This window comes from Streptomyces sp. V4I23 (assembly GCF_030817975.1).
In the GTDB taxonomy this organism is placed as follows: domain Bacteria; phylum Actinomycetota; class Actinomycetes; order Streptomycetales; family Streptomycetaceae; genus Streptomyces.
Map to the genome: position 1 here is coordinate 2,688,644 of NZ_JAUSZW010000004.1, position 20,631 is coordinate 2,709,274.

General features: G+C 71.1%; 14 protein-coding genes and 1 pseudogene. 7 read left to right on the forward strand and 8 right to left on the reverse strand.

Translation table 11 applies throughout. The annotated features are described in order from the left end of the window. Positions 1 to 16 precede the first annotated feature (16 nt). The 4 genes from QFZ82_RS14210 (at position 17) to QFZ82_RS14225 (ending at position 1,973) form a co-directional block, all read left to right on the forward strand. The gene (locus tag QFZ82_RS14210) at positions 17 to 274 is read left to right on the forward strand and encodes a mycoredoxin (protein ID WP_307713517.1); all 258 of its coding nucleotides are present in this window, start codon (positions 17 to 19) and stop codon (positions 272 to 274) included. A gap of 157 nt (positions 275 to 431) precedes the next feature. Next, positions 432 to 647, forward strand: a complete 216-nt coding sequence (locus QFZ82_RS14215) for a hypothetical protein (RefSeq protein WP_307713518.1) — start codon at positions 432 to 434, stop codon at positions 645 to 647. Next, complete coding sequence (locus tag QFZ82_RS14220; protein WP_307713519.1) at positions 634 to 1,143, forward strand: DUF6879 family protein; 510 nt, start codon at positions 634 to 636, stop codon at positions 1,141 to 1,143. The genes QFZ82_RS14215 and QFZ82_RS14220 overlap by 14 nt, the downstream gene beginning before the upstream one ends. Positions 1,144 to 1,166: 23 nt before the next feature. Next, positions 1,167 to 1,973 (forward strand): helix-turn-helix transcriptional regulator, encoded by an 807-nt coding sequence (locus QFZ82_RS14225; RefSeq protein WP_307717715.1) that lies wholly within the window; start codon positions 1,167 to 1,169, stop codon positions 1,971 to 1,973. 715 nt (positions 1,974 to 2,688) lie between these two features. On the opposite strand, the gene QFZ82_RS14230 is transcribed toward QFZ82_RS14225, so the two are convergent. After that, positions 2,689 to 3,273, reverse strand: a complete 585-nt coding sequence (locus QFZ82_RS14230; protein WP_307713520.1) for a recombinase family protein — start codon at positions 3,271 to 3,273, stop codon at positions 2,689 to 2,691. A gap of 487 nt (positions 3,274 to 3,760) precedes the next feature. Here QFZ82_RS14230 and QFZ82_RS14235 point away from each other — a divergent pair, with 487 nt between their 5' ends. Further along, positions 3,761 to 4,378: a helix-turn-helix domain-containing protein gene (locus QFZ82_RS14235; RefSeq protein WP_307713521.1), complete on the forward strand. Its 618-nt coding sequence runs from the start codon at positions 3,761 to 3,763 to the stop codon at positions 4,376 to 4,378. Between the two features lie 54 nt (positions 4,379 to 4,432). Here QFZ82_RS14235 and QFZ82_RS14240 read toward each other — a convergent pair whose 3' ends face one another. Beyond that, the gene (locus QFZ82_RS14240) at positions 4,433 to 6,133 is read right to left on the reverse strand and encodes a recombinase family protein (RefSeq protein WP_307713522.1); all 1,701 of its coding nucleotides are present in this window, start codon (positions 6,131 to 6,133) and stop codon (positions 4,433 to 4,435) included. Positions 6,134 to 6,185: 52 nt separating this feature from the next. Between QFZ82_RS14240 and QFZ82_RS14245 the strand changes: the two are divergent. Next, positions 6,186 to 6,281 (forward strand): annotated as a pseudogene (locus QFZ82_RS14245) (NrdH-redoxin); the annotation flags it as partial. 44 nt (positions 6,282 to 6,325) lie between these two features. On the opposite strand, the gene nudC reads toward QFZ82_RS14245, so the two are convergent. The 6 genes from nudC to QFZ82_RS14275 form a co-directional block, all read right to left on the reverse strand. Continuing rightward, positions 6,326 to 7,273, reverse strand: a complete 948-nt coding sequence (gene nudC, locus QFZ82_RS14250) for an NAD(+) diphosphatase (protein WP_307713523.1) — start codon at positions 7,271 to 7,273, stop codon at positions 6,326 to 6,328. A 37-nt stretch (positions 7,274 to 7,310) separates the two neighbouring features. Further along, complete coding sequence (locus tag QFZ82_RS14255; RefSeq protein WP_307713524.1) at positions 7,311 to 8,708, reverse strand: dipeptidase; 1,398 nt, start codon at positions 8,706 to 8,708, stop codon at positions 7,311 to 7,313. A gap of 10 nt (positions 8,709 to 8,718) precedes the next feature. Next, entirely contained in the window at positions 8,719 to 12,201 is a 3,483-nt protein-coding gene (locus QFZ82_RS14260; protein ID WP_307713525.1) for an ATP-dependent DNA helicase, read from the reverse strand. Positions 12,202 to 12,266: 65 nt separating this feature from the next. Continuing rightward, entirely contained in the window at positions 12,267 to 13,196 is a 930-nt protein-coding gene (locus QFZ82_RS14265) for a hypothetical protein (protein WP_307713526.1), read from the reverse strand. Positions 13,197 to 13,295: 99 nt separating this feature from the next. Continuing rightward, positions 13,296 to 17,012 carry an ATP-dependent DNA helicase gene (locus QFZ82_RS14270; protein WP_307713527.1) on the reverse strand — a complete coding sequence of 1,239 codons (3,717 nt, stop codon included), beginning with the start codon at positions 17,010 to 17,012 and terminating at the stop codon, positions 13,296 to 13,298. Positions 17,013 to 17,113: 101 nt separating this feature from the next. Next, positions 17,114 to 17,596 (reverse strand): MGMT family protein, encoded by a 483-nt coding sequence (locus QFZ82_RS14275; RefSeq protein WP_307713528.1) that lies wholly within the window; start codon positions 17,594 to 17,596, stop codon positions 17,114 to 17,116. Between the two features lie 206 nt (positions 17,597 to 17,802). On the opposite strand from QFZ82_RS14275, the gene QFZ82_RS14280 reads away from it, so the two are divergent. Next, a complete protein-coding gene (locus QFZ82_RS14280) occupies positions 17,803 to 20,631 on the forward strand; it encodes a lysylphosphatidylglycerol synthase domain-containing protein (RefSeq protein ID WP_307713529.1) in 2,829 nt (942 codons plus the stop codon).

A 20,631-nucleotide genomic window follows, 5' to 3' on the forward strand; every position in this document is an offset into this window, starting at 1 on the left:
AGGAGCACGAGAGACGATGCAGGGCACTGTGACGATGTACAGCACCACCTGGTGCGGCTACTGCCGCCGCCTGAAGAGCCAGATGGACCGCGAGGGCATCGCGTACACCGAGGTCAACATCGAGCTGGACCCGGAGTCGGCGGCCTTCGTCGAGAAGGCCAACGGCGGCAACCAGACCGTTCCCACTGTTCAGGTAGTTCCCTCCAATGGTGGCGCTGAAGTCGTGATGACGAACCCGAGCCTTGCCCAGGTGAAGCAGGCGCTCGGCGTCTGACCGCCACGACACGCAACCCCTGATCGGCTTGGAGCTGATCGGGGGTTTTGTGTTCTCAGGGCACTTTCCCGTTTTGGAAAGCCGGGGATCTTGACCGTGCTGGCCGCAGGCCAGAAGCATCGAACGCGACAAGAACTGTCGACGTAAGGGGGAAGCCGTGGGCGCACCGCTGCGGAAACTGTCGGGAGACCCGGAGTGCAAGAACGGCACGTGCCCCACGCTGTGGGGTACGGACGACGGCAAGGACTACGTGGTGCAGGGTTACGTGATCACCGATCCTGAGCGGCTGGCACAGCTCGATCTCCCCGAGGGGGAGACGGCCGTCATGGTCCCGGCCGCCGTACTTGAGGAGTTCTTCCGTGCTCAGCGGTGAGGAGTTCGGCCGTCTCTTCGAGACCTTCGAGCGGACTGCGTTCCGGCTGGAGACGCTCGACGTGTATGACGTGGAGGAGGAGCGGGAGGAGATCTCTCGGTTCCTCGCGGGTGAGGACATGGGCCCGGAGTGGAGCGACAACCCATGGGTGCGCTCGATGACCGACAAGGGCAAGAGCGTGTCCCGCGTCCACGTCCTGCGCTCCCCTCTGACTGACTACCTGCGTTACGAGCTCTCGGCTTACCTCGGCAACATCAAGGCCGGGGAGTCCATCGGGATCATCGACCTTGCCGAGCAGAAGGTGACCGGCCTGCCCGATCACGACTTCTGGCTCTTCGACGACCGTGACGTGTACCGCATGCACTACACCCCCGAGGGCAAGTTCATCGGCGGTGAACTCCTGCCTACCGACCGACTGAGGGAGTACCAGGGTTACCGCGACCTGGCGCTCACCCGCGCCGTGCCGTTCGCGGCCTACTGGGAGCGGCATCACTGACCACGGAGTCGATCGGGAGAGCCCTGCGGGCACTGCGGGAAGCATCGGGACTGACCGGTGACGCTGTAGCCCGCAGGGCTTCCATGTCCGCAGGGAAGCTCTCGAAGATCGAGAACGGCCGGACCCTGCCCACCGTTCAGGACGTCGACCTGATCCTGTCCGCGCTCGGCGTCTCGGCCGCAGTGAAGGAACAGTTCCTCGCAACTGCCCGAGCCGAGGTCACCGAGGCCACAGCGTGGCGCCTGCTACGCCGTATGGGCCCGTGGAAGCACCAGAACACCATCAAGGCCATCGAGGCCAACACAGCCGCTCTCAGGCTGTTTCAGGGGCAACTCATCCCCGGGCTCCTCCAGACACCGGAGTACGCCACGGCGGTGTTCTCCCTGCCCCCAGCTTTGCCGGACGAGACCAGGGCTCGGACGGTGGCAGCGAGGATGGAGCGGCAGGCGACGCTCTACGAAGAAGGCCGGTCGTTCTACTTCGTGATCTGTGAGCACGTCCTACGGTGGCTGATCTGTGAGCCAGTCGTGATGGCGGTACAACTTGATCGGCTCGTGTCCCTGTCCCGCCTTCCCAACGTGACCGTTGGGGTGGTTCCCCTGACTGGTCGGATGCCGGACTTCCCCATGACGTGCTTCAGCATCCACGATGACCGGCTTGTGATCGTCGAGACGTTCCACTCGGAGATCACGACACGGGACCCCAGGGACATACAGACGTACGTCGACACCTTCGAGCGGTTCGCCGACGTGGCGCTCTTCGGCGATGACATGCGCGCCCTGGTCGAGAGCATCCGAGACGAGTTCTTGCCTCAACAGGAAAGAACGTAGGGCCGCTTCGCTGGAGCCCCAAGGATGGATCGCAGCGAGATCCAGGCGGGGAGGCCGTACAGGATGAGCACACCGAAGACGACGATGGCGGAGCCAGTGCACGTGACAGCTCCAGCCCGGGAGCCGGACCCCGTGGCAGGCTGCCGCGAGTGCCTCGGTATCGCGGTGACTCGAACCAACGCCCGATCGGCTGGCGACTACTCGAAGGCGTCAGATGCGAACGTCGTACTCCGTACACACCTGCGGGAAGACCACGGGGCCGAGTGATGGTGCGCTCCGTCATGCGGTACGTGAAGCACAGGATCACGCAGCACCCGGACACTGACGTGACCTTCGAAGCGGAGTGCCTTCACTGCAAGTGGATGGCCACGCCCTCGACGGATGGCGCTGCGGTCGACGTGGAGTGCATGAGCCACACAGGCCGGAGCGGGCACAGGGGCTTCCGACGGATCTGCACATCGTTCGCGATGGTGGTCCGGGAAGAGTGAGGGACAGGCCCCCGGCGCGCTGAGGGACGGCGAGCATCACGACCGAGGTGCGCCGGAGGGGGGAGCGGTTCGAGCGACCTGCACCCCCTGTGCCTGCCTCTGTCGACTCCCCCCGTGGTCGGCAGGGGCAGGCATCATTACGCCTGTCAGACGGCGTCAGACGCCCACGTATGACAGCGACCCCCGGCGTGAGCCGAGGGCCTGCCGGAAGGCGCTGTGCGCCTGTCTCAGGCGCTCTCTCCAAGGTGGCGGTAGAGGGTGGCTCGGGAGATCCCGAGAGCCTTGGCGATGGCGCTCACGCTCTCGCCCTTCGCCTTCCTGGCACGGGCCACGGTGAGCACGTCCTCATCGACCACGGTCGGCCGTCCGCCAGTACGCCCCTGTGCCTTTGCTGCGTCCAGTCCTGCGCGGGTGCGCTCCTTGATGAGGCTGCGCTCGAACTCCGCCATGGCTCCGACCACCTGAAGCATGAGACGGCCATCGGCCGTACCAGGGTCGATGTTGGCCAGTGCACCCGTGAGCACCTTGAACCCGATGCCGCGCTCTCGAAGGGTGTCGACCATGGTCACCAGGTCGATGAGGGAACGGGCGAAGCGGTCAAGCTTCCACACGCACAGGGTGTCCCCGGGGCGGGCGTAGTCGAGCGCTGCCCGCAGCTCTGCCCGGTCGGTGTTCTTGCCCGATGCCTTGTCCTCGAAGATCCGGGCGCAGCCTGTGGCCGTCAGTGCGTCGCGCTGCAACTGCGCTTCCTGGTCATCGGTAGAGACGCGGGCGTAACCGATGAGCTGACCAGTGATCGTGTTCGTCGTCACGATCGGGACTGTCTCAGAACTCGTCTCAATACATCAAGCCCGAGACGGAAGTTTCGAGACGGGTTTTGAACAGGGCTGCGCCCCCTTCTGGGGCGCTTGCCGTCTCGTCTCACAAACCTTGGTTTTCGAGACGCCCGTTACTGGTCACGCTGCGCCACGGTCGTGCGCCTGCCTGCCTGTCCTTGTGCTCTCGCCCGCCTCGCTCGCCCTGGCTCAGCCTGTCGACGGCGGAGGGAGGCAGGGGCGACGTGAGAGGCAACGGCGGAAGGGGGGTATGACCCCTTGAAGGGGCCTTGCTCGACCGCCGTGTCTTGGCGGCCCAAATCCTGCCACGGTTCTGGGGTCCGCCTGAGAGGCGCCTCACATGCGATGACCTGCGCTTTTGTTCCTGGAGACCTGTAGATTTCGGAGTCCTTGTTGAGTCTTCGGAGAAGGGAAGCCCGCGATACAGGAGCACGTATGGCGTCGTGCGCTGGTGCGCTCGAACATGAAGCACGCAGAGAAGCTGGTCGGCGTCGCCATGGCGTTGTACGCGGACTACGAGACAGGCGAGAACGTGTGCCCGTCGAACGGGACGATCGCCAAGGAACTCGGCTACGGCGGGAAGGCCCCGGAGCAGACGGTCAACAAGATCGTGGGCAGACTGCGTAAGGCTGGCTGGCTCACGAAGACCGGCAAGGTGCCGGATGGTCCAGTGATCTACCGACTCACCTTGCCGAAGCAGGGGGGTATGGCTGAGGAGCCATACAACCTACATACCTTCAAGAGCGACGGCGGCAGGAGTGAGGAGCCAGCGGCGAAGAGCAAGCCGGTAGGCGAAGAGCGGCCCCCCGTAGGGGGCCGACAGGGCGAAGACGAAGGACGCAAGCAGCCGGCGAAGGTGGGCCGCGTGAGCGGCCCCCAGCAGGAAGACGAAGGGGCTGGCTCCCTTGGGGGGCCTTCGGCCCCCACCTTGTCCTTCGTAGATCTTGGCAAGGCCAGGCAAGAGGAACAGCGTCGACGCTGGTTCGGAGACGCGTACGCAGCTCCCTCGCCGGTGGACTTCGACTACGACGGCTTGACCGACCGGCTTCAAGAAGCAGGGCACGAGCCGCCGCCCTTCTGATCGCAAGACAGAAGGCCCCCAGGTCGGGGGCCTTCCTCGGTTACTCAGCCTGCATCAGGCAGAGGGAACCATCTCGATTCCCTCTGCTCCCTTGGCTTCCTCCCCGGCCTTCGCCCGCTGCGCTTCCCGTTCCGCTTCGAAGTCCTCCCAGCGGCTGACGATCTCCCACTCCACACACGTAAGCGCCTTCGGCTTCTCGTACGGCTTGCCCGGCAAAGAGATCGGCGTGATCGGTGAGAGCACCTGAGAAGACTTGGAGGGCACATCCCAGTACGTGATGCCCTGCTGCTTGATGTTCTCGATCAGGTCGCCGGGATCGATGGCCAGGACGTCATGTCCGAAGTACGCCTTGACCTTGTGCTTCTTCAGCCACTCGCGCCGTTCGTCGACGCTCGACCGCTCCCACCACTCCGCGTAGCCCTCGCCCGTACCCGTCCATACGGTCACTGGCTTCGGCCCCTCCTGGCTCGTGACCTTCTCCCGATCCTGGGCAAGGCTGGCGACTTGCGAGGCGTACGCGACGGCGCTGAGCTCGTCCTGCTGGAGTTCCTTCAGGAGCTGGTTCATCTTGCCGTCGATCACGGCGAGCTTCGCCGCACGGCTGTCGTCGATGGTCGTCTTCGACTCCATCCGTTCCAAGTGGCCGATCTCGCCCAACAGGGTCGACTCCAGCCAGGGGTACAGGTCTTCGGCCCAGAACCTCTGCTTCGGGCATGCCTGGATGCCCTTGCTCTTGTTGCCGTGACAGCGGTACCGCTCGCGCTTGCCCTTGGCCGGGTCGCCCTTCACGAAGTAGAGGGCGCTCCCGCACAACAGGCAGAACGTCACGCCCACCGTCGGCGACGTAGAGCCCTTCTGCTTCTTGTACTTGACCGAGGCGACGGCTTCCGACAGCTTCGTCCACTCCTCCTCGTTCAGTACCGGCTCAGAGCGCATGACAGGTGTGCCGTCGTCGTTGCGGGCTACGGCGCCACTGGCGCGTACGTACTCCCCGAGCAGGGAGCGGCTGATCAGTACGGCTTGCACTGTGGTCGGCGTCCACCTGGCTCCCCGAGGCTTCGGATCGGCCAGCCGAGTTGTGCTCTCGCCTGCCGCCGCGCGGATGCGAGCGATGTCCTGAGCCGTGGGTACGCCTTGCTCGTTCAACCAGTCGGCGACGGCCGAGAAGCTCGGCTTCTCGATGAAGCGCCGGATCATCTCGATCAGCGTCGGGCCGTACTCGGGGTCGAGTTCCAGAGTGAAGCCTGCGTCGCCCTTCACTGCTCTACGTCCGAACGGGACAAGGCCACCCGGCCAGCGGCCGGTCTTCCGCATGGTCTCCCGGGAAGCCTTGTTGCGGGCCTTGATGGCGTCCAGCTCGGCCTCTGCGACCACAGCCAGGATCTTGGCGATGGTCTTGCCCCACGGCTTCGAGAGGTCGAATCCCTCCTCGCAGGAGATGAGGCCCTTACCGTTCGCCTCGCACCACTCGATGATGTCCGAGAGGTGGCGGACCGACCGCGCGATGCGGTCGATCTTCAGGATGATGATGTGGTCGAACTGGTCCTTCTTGTTGTTGAGCCAGTCGCCCAGGGACGGGCGTACCCACGGCGAGATGGACGCCGACACGTCGATGTCGACGGCGAAGTCGACCAACTCCATTTCCTCCGCGTCCGCACGCTTGCTGATGCGGGTGCGTTGCGTCTCCTCCCCCGTCTGGTTCTCGTTGCCGACGGACAGACGGACCACGCCAAGAGCCCTGGGCTTCTCGCTCACGCTCTTCCCTCCCCCACAAGGGGCGGCCCTCCCTGGCCGCCCTCACGTAGCGGGAAGTCTACAGACCGTGCCGACCGTCCTGTTCCCGGACGGTTCCACGCTGACGAACCCGTCGCTGGCCCAGGTCAAGCAGAAGATCGGCGCCTAGCACGTCCCCGTGCCCGGCCCCGCGCGACAGCGGGGTCCGGACCGTCAGAGCACATCCCCGGGCCTGGGCAGCGGCTTGCCGTACCAGAGCTCGATGAGGCGGGCCGCGATCGAGATCCCGTACGGAGGCAGCACCTCCCCGGACTCGAACGCGGCCCGCAGGTCCTCCCGGGAGAACCAGCGCGCCTCGTGGATCTCCTCGCCGTCCACGGTGATCTCCGACGAGGTCGCCTGTGCGGTGAAACCGAGCATCAGGCTGGAGGGGAAGGGCCAGGGCTGGCTGGCGACGTACTGCACGTCACCGACGGTGACGCCCACCTCCTCGCGCACCTCGCGCCGCACGGACTGCTCGATCGACTCGCCGGGCTCCACGAAGCCCGCGAGCGTCGAGAAACGGCCCTCGGGCCAGTGCACCTGGCGGCCGAGCAGGGCACGGTCCTCGTCGTCCGTGACGAGCATGATCACGGCAGGGTCGGTCCTCGGGTAGTGCTCGGCGCCGCACGCCTGGCAGCGGCGGATGTGCCCCGCTGCCGCGATGACCGTGCGCTCGCCGCAGCGCGAGCAGAAGCGGTGCAGCCGCTGCCAGTTCTCCAGCGCCACCGCGTGCACCAGCAGCCCCGCGTCCCGCGGGCTGAGCAGCAGACCCGCCTCGCGCAGCCCCGCGGGCCGGGCCGACTGGTCCATGCGGCCGGGCAGCGAGTCCTTCTGGAGGGCGAAGTAGCGCACCCCGTCCTCGTCCGTGCCGAGGAAGTAGCGGTGGGTCTCGGTGACCGGTGCCTCGAAGGCGGGGGTCATGACCAGCTCGGTGCGGCCGTCCGGTGTGTCGTCGATCAGCGCCTGGCCGCCGGAGACGACGAAGACCCGGGTCGTGGGGTGGCTCCATGCCGCAGCGAGCCATGCCTCGTCGAGACGGTTGTGCGCTTCGCGGTCGATGCCGCTCGGCGCGGTCAGGGCGATGGGGCGGTCTGCGGCGGCGTAGCTGTCGGTGCTCACGGTGTTCTTCCAACTCCCCCGGGTGATCGGTGTCGGTTCAGCGAAGTGCGGCGGCCAGGTCGCCCCACAGGTGGGCGGAGGCTTCCACGCCCTTGACGAGGAGGTCCAGCTCGACCTTCTCGTCGGGTGCGTGCCAGCCGTCGGACGGTACGGAGATACCGAGGAACAGGACGGGGGCGTCGAGAACGTCCTGGAGGTCGGCGGCCGGGCCGGAACCTCCCTCGCGGGTGAAGCGGATCTTCTCGCCGTCGAAGGCGCGGCCCATGGCGCGGACGACCGCCCGCAGGGCCGGGTGGTCCAGCGGTGTCAGGCACGGGCGGGTGGCGGCGCCGAAAACGATCTCGTGGCGGATCCCGGCGGGGACGCGGGCGGCGACCCAGTCGGCGACGGCCCGCTCGATCTTGTCCGGCTGCTGCCCGGCCACCAGCCGGAACGACAGCTTCACGAAGGCCGACGACGGGACGATCGTCTTGCCGCCGGCGCCCTGGTAGCCGCCGCCGATGCCGTTGACCTCGGCGGTCGGGCGGGCCCAGATGCGCTCCAGCGTGGTGTACCCGGCCTCGCCGAGCGTTCCGTGGGACTTGGCGGTGCGCAGCCAGGACTCCTCGTCGAAGGGGAGCTCGGCGAACAGCTCCCGCTCGGCGTCGCCCAGCGGCGCGACGCCGTCGTAGAAGCCGGGGACCGTGACCCGCTCGTCCTCGTCGTGCAGGGCGGCGACGATGCGGGCGGCGACCGTGGCCGGGTTGGGGACGGCGCCGCCGAACGAACCGGAGTGGATGTCCTGGTCGGGGCCGTACAGGGTGATCTCGCAGTCGGCGAGGCCGCGCATGCCGGTGCAGACCGTGGGCGTCGTCTCGGACCACATGCCGGTGTCGGAGACGATCACGGCGTCGGCCGCGAGGCGGTGCGCGTGCTCCTCGACCAGGGCACGGAAGTGGGGAGAGCCCGACTCCTCCTCACCCTCGACGATGAGCTTGAGGTTGACGGCCGGTGCCGTGCGGCCGGTGGCGGCGAGGTGCGCGCGTACGCCGAGGGTGTGGAAGAACACCTGGCCCTTGTCGTCGGCGGCGCCGCGCGCGTACAGGCGGCCGTCCTCGATCACCGGCTCGAACGGGTCGGTGCGCCAGCCGTCCTCGCGGGCCGCGGGCTGCACGTCGTGGTGTCCGTAGACCAGCACGGTGGGCGCGTCCGGGTCGCTGGACGGCCACTCGGCGAACACGGCGGGAGCACCCGGCGTCGGCCAGACCTCGGTGACGGGGAAGCCGGTCTCCGCGAGCTTGGCCGCGAGCCAGTCGGCGCTGCGCCGTACATCGTCGTCGTGGTCGGGCTGCGCCGACACGGACGGGATCCGCAGCCACTCGACGAGGTCGTCGACGAAGGCGGTGCGGTGCTGCTCGATGTACGTACGGACAGCGCTGTCCGGGGTCTCGCTCATGCTCCTGAGCCTAACGGGCCACCGGCTCCGGCTCGTCGGCCGTCCCACCCAGCAGGATGCGCTCCAGCCCCGAGCGGTCCGGGAGCGTGCCGGGTCGGACGACTTCCCCGCTGCGGACGAAGACGAACGCGGCGGAGACGGCGTCCAGCGGGACGCCCTGCTGCTCGGCCCAGGCGAGGCGGTAGACCGCGAGCTGGAGGGGGTCGGCGGCGCCGTCGCGGGCGGTCTTCCAGTCGACGATCTCGTACGTGTGCTCTCCGGTGCGGTACACCGCGTCGATACGGCCCCGTACGACGCGGCCCGCGAGGGTGATCTGGAACGACGCCTCGACGCGGTACGGGGTGTGGCGGGCGTACTCGGTGCGCTCGAACGCGTCCTTGAGCGCGGCGAGGTCCTGCTCGTCGGCAATGTCGTGGACGTCGGCGGCGGCTCCGGGGACGCCCGGGGCCCCGGGGAGGTCGTCCGGGTCGAGCATGGGCAGCGGCAGCTCCTCGAACCGCGACTCCACCCATGCGTGGAACCGGGTGCCGCGCCGCGCGGCGGGCTGCGGCGGCCGGGGCATGGGGCGGGCGAGGTCGTGGGCGAAGCCGTCGGGGTCGGCGGCGAGACGCAGGAGCTGCGAGGCCGACAGGGACCGCGGCAGCAGGACGTCACGGGTGGAGGCGCGGGTGCGGCGGAGCTCGCCGGTGAGCGCGTCGAGGTCGCGGTCCCACGAGGCGACGGTGCGGGCGTCCTCGGGGGTGAGGTCCCCCACGGGCGGCGCGGTGGCCCCGTCGCCGGGATCCTGGGGCGCGGGCATGTGCTCGGGCGACCGGTTCTGTTGGCGGGGGACGAGCGGCGCGGTGTCCATGTCGTCGTAGGAGGGCTCGTCGTAGGGGGGCTCGTCGTAGGGGGGCTCGTCGTAAGGGGGCTCCTCCTCGTCGGCCGGGGGCTCCTCGGGCCACTCCCCGTCGTCGGGCGCGTCCGGACCGGCCGGGTCAGCCGCAGGCATGGGCGGTGCCGCCGCGAGGGACGCCATGTGGGTCAGCACCGTCTCCGCCGCCTCGCGGCGGCGGGACAGGGAGGCCGGGTCCAGGGGCAGCGGCCAGGCGTGGTCCGCGTCCGCCGCCCGCAGCGCCGGGTTCTCCGCGTCCTCCTCGGGCTCCTCCGCCCAGACCTCGATCTCGCCGTGGCCCTGCACGCAGTGCTCGTACAGCGCCTGGAGGAACGCCGAAGGGCCCCGGCGGCGCTTCTGGCTGGGGCCCCACCAGTGCGCCGAGCCGAGGAGGAGGGAGCGGGGCCGGGTGAAGGTCACGTACCCCAGGCGCAGTTCCTCCGTGTACTGGTGGTCCTTCATCGACTCCTTGAACGCCTTCAGGCCCCGCGCGTCCCACGACCGCACGTCCGGGAGCGTGTCCGCGTCACCCCGCAGCGCGTGCGGGAGCACCTTGGCCTGCGAGGTCCAGGACTCGCGCGCCTGATCGTTCGGGAAGTGCTTGGCGACGAGGCCCGGCACGGCGACGACGTCCCATTCGAGGCCCTTCGACTTGTGGGCGGTCAGCACCTTGACGGTGTTCTCGCCGCCCGGGAGGGCGTTGTCCAGGCCCTTCTCGTACTGCGCGGCGGTCCGCAGGAAGCCGAGGAAGGCCAGCAGCGTCGCCTCGCCGTCCAGCGCGGCGAACCCGGCCGCGACGTCCATGAAGTTGGCGAGGGTCTCGCGCCGGCGGGCCGCGAGTGCGTGCGGGGAGGCGGACAGCTCCACCTCGAGTCCGGTGGCGGACAGCACCCGGTGCAGGACGTCCATCAGCGGATCGGCCAGCGCCCTCCGCAGATCACGCAGCTCGGCCGCGAGACGGGCGAACCGCACCCGCGCGTCGGCCGAGAAGGGCAGGCCGTCGTCCTCCCCGCCGCCCGGCTCCAGGAAGGTGTCCAGGGCGTCGGCCAACGAGACGACCTCGGCCGGGTCGGTGCCCTCGACCGCCGCCGCGAGGCGCTGGTCGGGGTCGTCGTCGGCGCCGGTCCGGTGCACCAGCAGCCGTGCCCGGCGGCCCAGCAGCGCCAGGTCGCGCGGCCCGATCCGCCAGCGCGGACCGGTCAGGAGGCGTACGAGCGAGGCGTTGGCGCCCGGGTCCTGGAGGACTTCGCACACGGCGACCAGGTCGGCGACCTCCGGCAGGTGCAGCAGCCCGGACAGGCCCACCACCTCGACGGGGACGTCACGGGCGACGAGTGCCGCCTGGATCTCGGGGAAGTCGCCGGCCGTACGGCACAGGACCGCGATCTCGCCGGGCTCCTTGCCGGTGCGCACCAGGTGGGCGATCGAGTCGGCGAGCCAGTCGATCTCCTCGGCGTGCGTGGGCAGCAGGGCACAGCGGACGAGGCCGTCCCGCTCGGCGCCGGGCGCGGGCCGCAGCGCCTCCACCCCCTCGTGCATCGCGCGCAGCGGAGCCGCCAGGTCGTTGGCCAGGTGCAGCAGCCGGCCTCCGCTGCGGCGGTTCTCGCTGAGCGAGAAGCGGGCGGCGGGGCTGCCGTCGGAGAACGGGAAGTGGAGCGGGAAGTCGTCCAGGTTGGCCACGGACGCGCCGCGCCAGCCGTAGATCGCCTGGCAGGGGTCGCCGACCGCGGTGACGGCGTGCCCCGTGCCCTGCCCGAACAGCCCGGACAGCAGCAGTCGCTGCGCCACCGACGTGTCCTGGTACTCGTCGAGCAGGACGACCCGGAACTGATCCCGCAGGATCGTGCCGACCTCGGGACGGGTGAGCGCCAGCTCGGCGGAGAGCGCGATCTGGTCGCCGAAGTCGAGCAGGTCGCGCTCACGCTTGGAAGCCCGGTAACGGACGGTCAGATCGAGCAGCTCGCGGCGGGCCGCTGCCGCTTCGGGGACCTTGCGGAGGTCGGCGTTGCTCAGCTTGGCAGTCTCCAGGATGCCCAGCAGCTCGGTGTCGTACGCCGCGAGCCGCTCGGGGCGCACCAGATGCTCGGCGAGCTCCGCGTCGAGCGCGAGGACGTCGCTGACGAGCGAGGGGAAGGACCGGGTGAGCGCCGGGTACGGGCCCGGTGCTTCACGCAGCACGCGCGCGGCGAGCTGGTAGCGCGTGGCGTCGGCGAGGAGCCGCGCCGACGGCTCGAGCCCTATGCGCAGCCCGTGGTCGGTCAGCAGCTGTCCGGCGAAGGCGTGGTACGTCGAGATGCGGGGCTCGCCCGGAGGGTTGTCGGGGTCGATCGCGTCCGGGTCCGTCACCCCCGCCCGTACGAGCGCGGTCCGGACGCGCTCGGCGAGCTCGCCCGCCGCCTTGTTGGTGAACGTGAGGCCGAGGACCTGCTCGGGCGCGACCTGGCCGGTGCCGACCAGCCACACCACGCGCGCCGCCATCACCGTCGTCTTCCCCGAGCCGGCGCCGGCCACGATGACCTGCGGGGCGGGCGGCGCGGTGATGCAGGCCGTCTGCTCCGGGGTGAACGGGATGCCGAGGAGCTCCTTGAGCTGCTCGGGGTCGGTGATGCGTGCGGTCACCTCAAAGAGGCTAATGGGGACCACCGACAGCGGCGGTCCCCCTGGGCCGGGAGCGGAGGCGAGGGTCAAGGCGTGGTCGCACCGACACCGTCGCCCTCACCGGCGCCGTCCCTACCGGTCGCCGCGCCCGGTCCCGCCGACTCGACGTCCGCGCCCGTTCCCGTCCCCGTGCCGAACTGTGTGTTGCCGAGCTGCCCCAGGTCGAGGACCTCGTCCGCAGGAGGCGCCTTGACCTTCACGGGCCTGTCGAAGTCGGACAGCGCGACTGTGCCCGGTTCGCTGCCGCCCGTCTTGACGACCTTCAGCAGATACGGCTTGCCCTCCTTCGCCACGTACACGGTCGTCGTCTCCCGGCCCTTCTTCTTCACGAGGGTCACCACGGGTACGCCGTCGATCTCGCTGTCCTGGCCGAGCGTCATGCCCGTACGGTCCGCCTGTTCCTCGTCCAGCTCGGCGAGCATCTCGTCGAGGTCGCACACGCCCCGCATCTCCTCGACGGCGCTGGCTGGCATCTTGATCCAGCGGCCCTTCATCAGCTCGATCACGGTGTCGGTGTTGCCCCCGTCCGGCGAGGCGGAGGCGCGGCGGCTCAACGAGGCGCGCCAGAACGCCTCGTCGCCCTTCATGTACAGCACCTCGCCGAGCCTGCGGATGTCGGCGCGACCGCTCTCGATGCCCAGATGGCCCGTGCAGTTGGCCTTCGCGTCCATCGCGAGGTCGACCGACACCCGTTCCCCGTCGTCGGTCCCGATCGCGCCTTTCATGCGCAGCGACTTGGCCGCCTTCGTCGTCCTCACCGCCTTCTCGGCGATCTGATCGGCACTCAGGCCCTTCAGGGAGTCACCCGTCGCACCCGTCGTCGCGGCGGCGGGCACCCGGCCTTCGCCCGCCGCGTGCCCGGCCTTGACGCCGCTGTCCTGGGAACATCCCGCCAGTGCGGCGATCGCGCTCACGCACGCGATCGCCGTGCTCAGGGACTTTCTCGTGCCCGCCATGTGTCGCTCCTCGAAGATCCGCCTGCCGCAGCCCGTACCGGCTGCCGTGGACCTTCATTGGATGCAGGCAAAGGGAGTCAATGCTGACAAAAACACCGATCATTCCACTATTTGGCGGCCCTCCGGCTGAGCGCTGCACGAGGCGCGGAACGCGCAGTGCGTGCAGTGCTGGCCGGTCGACGGCGTGAAACGCTCGTCGAGCACCCGGCCGGCGGCGGTGGCCAGCAGTTCGCCGACCCACTCTCCCGAGAGTGCCTCCTGCGCCTGCACCTTGGGCAGTGCGTCGCCGCCCTCCTTCTTGGCGGCGGGCTGGCGCAGCTGGACGAGTTCGGCGCCGCCGGGCTCCGGTCTGCGCCCGTCGAAGACCTCGTCGACGGCGCCCTCGCGGACGGCCAGCTGGTACACGGCGAGCTGAGGGTGACGGGCGACCTCGTCCCGGGTGGGCGACTGCTTGCCGGTCTTGAAGTCCACGACGTAGGCGCGGCCCTGGGCATCCTGTTCGACGCGGTCCATGGAGCCGCGGATGCGCACCTCGTACTCCCCCGCCTCCAGGGCCACGTCGAAGTCGTGCTCGGTCGCCGCGGGGGTCCGTCCGCCACGGTCCATGACGTGCCAGCTCAGGAAGCGTTCGAGCGCCACGCGCGCGTGCTCCTTCTCCTGCTTCGACTTCCAGGGCGCGTCGAAGACCAGGGCGTCCCAGACGGAGTCGAGCCGTTCCATGAGGACGGCGAGGTCGGCGGGGCTGCGGCCGGACGCGACCTCGTCGGCGAGGACGTGGACGACGTTGCCGAAGCCCTGGGCGGCGGTGGCCGGGGCGTCCGCCTTGACCTCGCGCCCCAGGAACCACTGGAGCGCGCAGGTGTTGGCGAGCTGGTCCAGGGCGCTGCCCGAGAGGGTGACGGGCCGGTCCCGGTCGCGCAGCGGTACGGCGCTGTGCGTGGGGTCGAGCATGCCCCACCAGCGGTACGGGTGCGCCGACGGCACCAGGGGCTGGCCCTCGTCGTCGGTGAGCGCCGCGAGCCGGGCGAGACGGCGGGCGGCGGCGTCACGCAGCTCCGGGGAGGCGTCCGGGTCCACGGTGGTGGCCCGCAGCTCGGCGACGAGCGGGGCGACGGCGAGGGGGCGGCGGGGGCGGCCGGTGACGTCGCGGGGCTCGGTGCCGAGCTCCGCGAGGAAGCGGGAGGGCTGGTCGCCGTCGTCGGCGGGGGCCTTGACGGCGGTGACGACGAGCCGGTCGCGGGCGCGGGTGGCGGCGACGTAGAAGAGACGGCGCTCCTCGGCGAGGAGCGCGCCGGGGGTGAGAGGCTCGGCGAGGCCGTCGCGTCCGATGCGGTCGGCCTCCAGGAGCGAACCGCGGCGGCGCAGGTCCGGCCACAGGCCCTCCTGTACGCCGGCGACGACGACGAGACTCCACTCGAGGCCCTTGGAACGGTGCGCGGTCATCAGCCGTACGGCGTCGGGGCGGACCTGCCTGCGGGAGAGGGTGTCGGCGGCGATGTCCTGGGCGTCGAGCTCCTCGATGAAGTTGAGCGCGCCGCGACCGCCGGTGCGTTCCTCGGCGCGTGCGGCGGTCTCGAAGAGGGCGCAGACGGCGTCGAGATCGCGGTCGGCGTTGCGGCCGGCCGCGCCGCCGCGGAAGGCCGCGCGCTCCAGGCGCTGCGGCCAGGAGGTGCCGTCCCACAGAAGCCACAGCGCCTCTTCGGCGGTGCCGCCGCCTTCGAGCAGTTCCCGGGCCTTGCGCAGCAGTGCGCCGAGCCGCTGGGCGCCGCGGGCGTAGGCGGGGTCGTGCGCGACGAGGCGCTCCGGCTCGGCCAGCGCGCGGGCGATGAGCTGGTCGGAGGGAGGCGGCAGGCGGTTGCCCCCGGCCCGCTCCTCGTCGCGCAGGGCGCGGCCGAGGCGCCGGAGGTCGGCGGAGTCCATGCCGCCGAGGGGTGAGGTGAGAAGGCTGAGCGCGGTCTCGGTGTCGAGCCACGAGTCGCCTTCGCCGGGGCCGCCGTCGCCCTCGGCGTCGGGGCCGTCACCGGCCGCAGCGCCGTCGCGCGCACCCTCCGCGTGCGGGACGTCACCGCCGGGGGCGGGTGCTTCCTCGGCGCGTACGGGCTCACTCGCGTCCGCCGCGGTGGCGCCGACCGTCTCCGGACCACCGGAACCGCCCACCACCGCTTCCGGGCGCGGCGTACCGCCGCCGACGGCGGGCACATCACCGCCCGCGCCCCCGGCCCCCCCGGCCTCCGGTCCGGGCGCGTCCCCGCCAGGAACCTGCACGCCCTCGGCGACGGCGCCCAGCGCATCTGCGTCCGGCACCGGCACGTCCTCGGCCCCCTCGGCCCCCGCGGCCCCCGCGTCCGGCACGTCCTCGGCAGGGGCGGGCGACGGTGCAGCCTCGTCCGTGTCGGCCGGTGCAGGGCCGACGGCCGGGCCGCGAGCCGCCGCCGTCGCCGCCGCTCGGAGCGCCGTCAGGAGCGGGGCCACCGCCGGTTCGTGGCGCAGCGGGATGTCGTCGCCGTCGACCTCCAGAGGGACGCCCGCCGACGTCAGGGCCCGCCGCAGGGACGGGATCGTGCGGCCGCCCGCGCGGACCAGGACTGCCATCTCGCGCCAGGGCACCCCGTCCTCGAGGTGGGCGCGGCGCAGGATGTCCGCGATGTTGTCGAGCTCCGTGGACGCCGTCGGGTAGGTGTACGCCTCCACCCGGCCGCCCTCCCGGACCGCCGCCAGGTCGCGGTGCGCCCGGACCTTGTCCGCCGGGAGCCTGGTCAGCGGCATGCGGCGGGTCAGCAGGCGCGTCGCCTCCAGGAGCGCGGCCCCGCTGCGCCGGGACGTCGTGAGCACGGCGACGTCCGACGGCCTGCCGTCCGCGTGCCGGAAGGCGTCGGGGAAGTCGAGGATGCCGTTCACATCGGCCCCGCGGAAGGCGTAGATGGACTGGTCCGGGTCGCCGAAGGCGACCAGCGTGCGGCCCCCGCCCGCCAGCGCCCGCAGCAGCCGCACCTGCGCCGGGTCGGTGTCCTGGTACTCGTCCACGAACACCGCGTCGTACGGAAGGTCCCTGGGCGACAGCACGCTCTCCGCCAGCAGCACCGCGCGGTGGACCAGCTCCGCGTAGTCGAGTACGCCCTGCATGTCGAGCACGTCCAGGTACTCGGCCAGGAAGGCCGCCGCCGCGCCCCAGTCGGGCCGGCCGGTACGGGCCGCGAAGCGCGACAGGGCGTCCGGGCCCAGTCCGAGCTCGCGGCTGCGCGCCAGCACCGCCCGCACTTCGTCGGCGAAACCGCGCGTGGTGAGGCAGGCCCGCAGCTCGTCGGGCCAGCGCACCCCGGCCATCCCGTGGCACTCCAGGTCGATCTGGCCGGCGAGCAGTTCGCGTACGGCGAGGTCCTGCTCCGGTCCGGACAGCAGCCGCAACGGCTCGGAGAACAGGTCGGCGTCCTGGTGGGCCCGCACGAGGGCATAGCAGAAGGAGTGGAACGTGGTCGCCTGCGGCCCGTGCACCCCTTTGAGCCGCAGCGCCATGCGGTCGCGCAGTTCGACCGCGGCCTTGCGGCTGAAGGTGAGCACGAGGAGGCGCGCCGGGTCCGCGCCCCGGGCGATCCGCGCGGCGACCGCCTCCACCAGCGTGGTCGTCTTTCCCGTGCCCGGCCCGGCCAGGACCAGCAGCGGCCCGTGGCCGTGGTCAACCACGGCGCGCTGCGCCGCGTCCAGGTGAGGGGGTTCCACGGGGACCGGCGGGGTGCGCACCAGTCGGTACGCGCCCGGGGACCTCCGGCGCACCTGGTGCGGGTACGCCGGACGCCCGGTTGTGGAGGAGGAACTCACGTGGATCGCCGGTCCTGGTGGGTGTGCTGATGAGGAGAGTGCGGCGCGTGCCGCGCGCAAGGGACGCTACGCCCTGCCACGCCGCGCGGGCAGCGGTCGCGTCACGTACCCCGTACGGTCGTCGGACCGCCCGCAGCGCCGCCATTTGGCGGAAGCTGTCCTATGTGAGCCCCGTTGTGAGCCCCTTCGCTGTGAGGCACATCTCCCGGAACGGCGCCGCCCGGGCCGGCGTCGCGCCGCTCCACGCCGTCCCACCGCGCCCGCTTCATGTCGAGACGCGGCAGATGTCCCTCGGCGACGCGCGACGCGTCCCGCAGCGGTGTGCCCTCCGCGCGATAGTGGTCCAGAGCGCGCAGCTCGTGGCCGGGCAGCAGGACTCCGTCGGCCCGCACGACGCGCCACCACGGCACGGGGCCGCCGTAGAGCGCCATCACGCGGCCGACCTGGCGGGGTCCGCCCTCACCGAGCCACTCCGCGACGTCCCCGTACGTCATCACGCGGCCCGGCGGGATCAGCTCGGCGACCTCCAGAACCCGCTCCGCGTATGCGGGGTACTGCGGCAACTCGTCCATCCGGTCGTCCATCCGACCCATCCTGCCGCATGCCACCGACAGCGTCCCGGAGAGGGGGCGAACCGGCACACAGGCGGCAAAGAGGAGCATCTCGCGGACCCGACGCCCCCGCGATACACCCTGATGCCCCTCTCTGTCGTCCGGTCGTGCCACCATCGTGCGGGCGGTGACTGGTGATACGAGATCAAGAAGAGACCGAGACGGCGAAGGAGCAGGGCGTGCAGCCTTCGAAGGCGGCAGGCGGCCCTGAGCGCGAGCCGCATCCGGAATTGCCTGCTCCGCCGACCGACCAGGACGCCGCAAAGCCCGCGGCGGACGGGGAACCCACGGCCGGCGCGGACTCCGCCACGCCCGCGAACGCCCCAGGCACCACCCCGCCCGCGGACGCGCGAGCCGACGCCACCCCGCCCGCGGACGCGCGAGCCGACGAGCCCGTCGGCGGACCCCAGGGCTCGACGCGTGCCGACGTGAGCCGGGCCGACCGGGTCTCCGGCGACGAGCCGCTGCTCGCCGCCCGGGTCCACCGCCCCTCGGACCTGATGCGGCTGCTGGTCGGCATCCTGGCGATCGCCGTCGTCCTGGCGGTCGCGGCCTTCGCCCAGGGCACCACCACCGGTCTCGAGTCGGACATCAGCAAGGGCACCGGCCAGGCCCCGGACCTGCTGGTCAAGCTCGCGGGCCTGGTGTCCAGCATCGCCGTGCTGCTCGTCCCGGTCGCCTTCGCCATCGAACGCCTGGTCAAACGGGACGGCCTGCGGATCGCGGACGGCGTGCTCGCCGCGGTCCTGGCCCACGGCGTGACGCTCGCCACCGACCTGTGGGTCTCCCGCAGCGCCCCCGGCAGCCTCCAGGACGCGCTGACCCAGCCGCAGACGGACGGGCTGACGGACCCGGTGCACGGCTACCTCGCGCCCGTCATCGCGTACATGACCGCCGTGGGCATGGCCCGCAGGCCGCGCTGGCGCGTGGTGCTGTGGGTCGTCCTGCTGCTGGACGCGTTCGCCATGCTGGTCGCCGGGTACACCACACCCTTCTCGATCATCCTGACCGTCCTCCTCGGCTGGACCGTCGCGTACGGCACGCTCTACGCGGTCGGCTCCCCGAACGTCCGCCCCACCGGCCAGAACCTGCTCGCCGGCCTGCGCCACGTCGGCTTCCGCCCGGTGTCCGCGATGCGCGCCGAGGACACCCCGGAGAACGCCGACCAGGACCGCGGCCGGCGCTATCTGGTCTCGCTGGAGGACGGCCCCCCGCTCGACGTGACCGTCGTCGACCGCGAGCAGCAGGCGCACGGCTTCTTCTACCGGGTGTGGCGGCGTCTGACCCTGCGCTCGATCACCACGCGCCGCTCCATCCAGTCGCTGCGCCAGGCCCTGGAGCAGGAGGCGCTGCTGGCGTACGCGGCGATCGCCGCCGGGGCCAACGCGCCCAAGCTCATCGCCACCTCCGAGCTCGGTCCCGACGCCGTGATGCTCGTGTACGAGCACCAGGGCGGGCGGGTGCTCGACGCGCTGGAGGACAAGGAGATCACCGACGAGGTGGTCCTGGGCGCCTGGCGTCAGGTGAAGGCGCTCCAGTCCCGGCGCATCGCACACCGCCGGCTCGCCGGGGACGCGATCCTGGTGGACCAGGCGGGCCGGGTGGTCCTGACGGACCTGCGGGGCGGCGAGATCGCGGCCGGGGACGTGGTCCTGCGCATGGACATCGCCCAGCTGCTGACCACGCTCGGTCTGCGGGTGGGCGCCGAGCGGGCGGTCGCCGCGGCCGTGGAGGTGCTCGGGCCCGACAAGGTCGCCGACTGTCTGCCGCTGCTCCAGCCGATCGCGCTCACCCGCTCCACCCGTGCCACGTTGCGCCAGCAGGCGCGCGAGCGGGCGCAGCGCGAGCGCGAGGCGGTGCTGGAGGCGTCGGCGGCGGCCCGGAAAGCCCGTACGTCCCAGGCGGCGGCCGACGACCGCAAGGCCGTCCGCAGGGTCGAGCGCGCGGAGAAGCAGGCCGACAAACGGGCCCTGGACGAGGCGATGGAGGAGGCCCGCGAGGAGGACCTGCTCTCCCAGATCCGCCGCCAGGTGCTGCTGATCCGCCCGCAGGCCCCCGTGGAGCCGGTCCGGCTCGAGCGGATCAGGCCCCGTACGCTCGTCAGCTGCATCGCCGGTGCCGTCGCCGCGTACTTCCTGCTGTCGCAGATCGCGGGGATCAACTTCGGCACGGTCTTCGACAAGGCGCACTGGGGCTGGGTCGCCGCCGCCCTCGGATTCTCGGCGCTCAGCTACGTGGCGGCGGCGATGAGCCTGCTGGGCTTCGTCCCCGAGCGGGTCGGGTTCGGGCGGACCGTGCTCGCGCAGGTCGCCGGGTCGTTCGTCAAGATCGTGGCACCGGCCGCTGTCGGCGGTGTCGCGCTCAACACGCGCTTCCTCCAGCGCTCGGGGGTGCGGCCGGGACTGGCGGTGGCGAGCGTGGGCGCCTCGCAGCTCTTCGGGCTGGGCGCGCACATCCTGCTCCTGCTGTCCTTCGGCTACCTGACCGGGACGGAGCGGACGGCCTCGTTCACACCGTCGAGGACCGTGATCGCGGGCCTGCTGACGGTCGCCGTGCTGGTGCTGGTCGTGACGGCGATCCCGTTCATGCGCAAATTCGTCGCCACGCGGCTGCGGTCGCTGTTCGCCGGAGTGGTGCCGCGCATGCTCGACGTGCTCCAGCGGCCCGTGAAACTGCTCACCGGCATCGGCGGGATGCTGCTGCTGACCGGCGTTTTCGTGCTCTGTCTGGACGCGTCGATCCGGGCCTTCGACGGCGGGAACCAGCCTCTCAGCTACGCGAGCATCGCCGTGGTGTTCCTCGCGGGCAACGCCCTCGGGTCGGCCGCGCCGACACCGGGCGGTGTGGGCGCCGTGGAAGGCGCACTCGTGGGCGGCCTGCTGCTGGTGGGCGTGCCCACGGAGGTCGCCGCGCCCGCCGTGCTGCTGTACCGCACGATGACGCTTTGGCTTCCGGTGCTGCCCGGGTGGTTCGCCTTCAACCACCTCACGCGCAAGGGCGCGCTCTGA